The sequence below is a fragment of the Limimaricola litoreus genome (genome assembly GCF_024159025.1).
Taxonomy (GTDB): Bacteria; Pseudomonadota; Alphaproteobacteria; order Rhodobacterales; family Rhodobacteraceae; genus Limimaricola; species Limimaricola litoreus.
In genome coordinates, this window is sequence record NZ_JAMYXC010000242.1 from 1 (window position 1) to 2,776 (window position 2,776).

At 70.2% G+C, this 2,776-nt stretch carries 4 protein-coding genes; 3 read left to right on the top strand and 1 reads right to left on the bottom strand.

Annotation, left to right across the window (positions count from 1 at the left end; genetic code table 11):
• Positions 1 to 265, top strand: a 265-nt coding sequence (locus NHG85_RS15565) for a DUF1236 domain-containing protein (protein ID WP_253333977.1), incomplete at its 5' end; no start/stop codon positions are given.
• 73 nt (positions 266 to 338) lie between these two features.
• On the opposite strand, the gene NHG85_RS15570 is transcribed toward NHG85_RS15565, so the two are convergent.
• A complete protein-coding gene (locus tag NHG85_RS15570; protein ID WP_253333979.1) occupies positions 339 to 1,088 on the bottom strand; it encodes a DsbA family protein in 750 nt (249 codons plus the stop codon).
• Between the two features lie 135 nt (positions 1,089 to 1,223).
• Between NHG85_RS15570 and NHG85_RS15575 the strand changes: the two genes are divergently transcribed.
• The gene (locus NHG85_RS15575) at positions 1,224 to 2,384 is read left to right on the top strand and encodes a pyridoxal phosphate-dependent aminotransferase (RefSeq protein WP_253333981.1); all 1,161 of its coding nucleotides are present in this window, start codon (positions 1,224 to 1,226) and stop codon (positions 2,382 to 2,384) included.
• 50 nt (positions 2,385 to 2,434) lie between these two features.
• The coding region (locus NHG85_RS15580; RefSeq protein ID WP_253333983.1) for an AMIN domain-containing protein at positions 2,435 to 2,776 on the top strand (342 nt) is incomplete at its 3' end.

The following is a 2,776-nucleotide window of genomic DNA, read 5'->3' on the forward strand; positions in this document are numbered from 1 at the left end:
CGGGCCGGTCGGCATCCTCGGCGCCGCGGCCCTCGGCGCGATGGCGGGCGACGCGGCCACGCCGAACGACGAGACCATTACCTATGTCCGCGAGAACCCGGTCGAGCCGGTCGTGCTCGGCGGCGAGGTCGTGGTCGGCGCCACCGTGCCCGCCGAGGTCGAGCTGACTCCGGTGCCGGAGGCCGAATACAGCTATCTCTACCTCAACGGCACGCCTGTCGTGGTCGAGCCGGGCGAACGCCGGATCGTGCACATCATCCGCTGATCGCGACCCCCTGGAAAAACGGAAAGGGCGGCCCGATGGGCCGCCCTTTTTCGTGCCGAGGCCAGGGGCGCGCTCACTCGCCGCGCTGCTTGGCCACCAGCTCGCGCATCTGCGCCAGCGGCACGTAGCCGCGCAGCATCTGCTCGCCCAGCACGAAGCTCGGCGTGCCCGACACCTGCATTGCCTGCGCCAGCTGGCGGTTCTCGGCGATGATGCGCGCCACTTCGGGGCTCTTCATCTCGGCCTGCACCGCTTCGAAATCGGCGTCGAGGCTGTCCGCCAAGGCTTCGAGCGAGGTCTCGCTCACATCCGCGCGCATGGTCATCAGCGCGTTGTGCGCCTGCTTGTAGGCCGCGTCGCCCTCCAACGCGCGCACCGCCAGCGCGAATTGCGAGGCCATCAGCGACTGTTCGCCAAGGATCGGGAATTCCTTGAGGATGTAGCGGATGTTGCCGTCGCTCTCGATCAGCTCCTCGACCTCGGGAAAGGCGCGGCGGCAATAGCCGCACTTGTAATCCATGAACTCGACGACGGTGATGTCGCCCTCGGGGTTGCCACCCTGCCAGTCGCCCTCGTAGTCGTAGAGCGCGTCGGCATGCGCGGCGATCAGCGCGCTGTCGCCCTGGGCCGCGGCCTCGGCCTGGCGCTGGTCGAGCACGGCGATCGCCTCCATCAGCACCTCGGGGTTCTCCAGCAGGTAGGCGCGGACCTGCGCGCCGAAGGCGTCGCGTTCGGCGTCGCTCATCGCGTCGAGATCGAGCGCCATGGCGGGGCTGGCGAGCGCCAGAGTGACGGGCAGGGCGCGGGTGAGGCTGCGCAGCATGGAATGTCCTTTCCTCGTGTCGGGCCGTGCAGACCACATCGCCGCGCTTGTGCCAAGTTCCCGCGCAGAGGGGCGGGCCATTGACGGCGGGGCCGCGGGATTGGCACAACCGCGCCAAACCCTAGGGAGACTGTCATGCGGAACTCAAGGCGCGGCGAGGTTGATCCCTTCATCGTGATGGACGTGATGGAGGCGGCCCGGCAGGCCGAGGAAGCAGGCTGGCACATCATCCACATGGAGGTCGGCCAGCCCGGCACCGGCGCACCGCGCGAAGCGGTCGAGAAGGTGGCGCGCGAGATGGCGGCGGGGCCGATGGGCTACACCGTCGCGCTCGGCCTGCCAGAGCTGCGCGCGCGCATCGCGCGCCATTACGGAGACTGGTACGGCGTCGATCTCGACCCGGCGCGCGTCGTTGTCACCTCGGGCGCGTCGGGGGCGTTCCTTCTGAGCTTCACCCAGCTCTTCGACACCGGCGCGCGGGTGGGCTTGGGCGCGCCCTGCTACCCCTCCTACCGGCAGATCCTCAAGGCGCTCGACATGGCGCCGATCGACATCGCCACCCGGCTCGAAAACCGGATGCAGCCGGTGCCGGGCGACGTCGAGGCACACGCGCTCGACGGGCTGGTGCTGGCCTCGCCCTCCAACCCGGCGGGGACGATGCTCGACCGCGACGGCATCGCAGCGCTGGCCGAGGCCTGTGCGGCCCGCGACGCGGCGCTCATCTCCGACGAGATCTATCACGGCATCGGCGGGCGCGGCACTTCGGCGCTGGAGGTCACCGACGAGACCCATGTGATCGGCTCCTTCTCCAAGTATTTCTCGATGACCGGTTGGCGCGTCGGCTGGCTGATCGTGCCGCCCGAGCAGGTGCGCGGCATCGAGCGGATCGCGCAGAACATGTTCATCTGCACCCCGCATGCCTCCCAGCGCCTCGCCTTGCATGCGATGGACTGCACCGCGGAGCTGGAGGCCAACGCCGCCGTCTATGCCGCCAACCGCCGCCTGATGCTGGAGCGGCTGCCGCAGGCGGGTTTCACCCGCTTCGCGCCGCCCGACGGCGCCTTCTACGTCTATGCCGACGTCTCCGCCTTCACCGATGACAGCCGCGCCTTCGCCGCCGAGATCCTCGACGAGGCGGGGGTGGCGGTGACGCCGGGACTCGATTTCGATCCCGCCGAGGGGCATCGCTGGATCCGCTTCTCCTACGCGCGCTCCACCGCCGATATCGAGGAGGGGCTGGAGCGTCTGACCCGTTTCATGGCGGCGCGCGGCCATGCGGAGGCGGGCACCGCATGAGGCCCCGGCGCGGCGCGCGGGGCAGGCCGGGTATGCGTATTTGGGGAAAGATGAAGGGGATCGGCCTCGCGCTGCTGCTGGCCGCGCCGCTGCAGGCGCAGGAGTTCTCGGGGCTGGCGCGGCTCGATCCCGCGAAGAGCCGGATCGAGGACAGTCGGAAGGGCGTCGAGGTCGATCTCGCGCTGAGCCAGCCAGTGCCGTGGCGCGTCTTCACCTTGGATGCGCCGCGCCGCCTCGTGCTCGATTTCGCCGAGGCCGACTGGGCCGGGGCCGATCCGGCCGCACTGCTCTCGGGCGATCGCGCCACGGCGCTGCGGTTGGGGCGCGGGCGACCGGGCTGGTCGCGCCTCGTGCTCGATCTGGCCGAGCCGCTCGGCATCGACAGCGCGGAG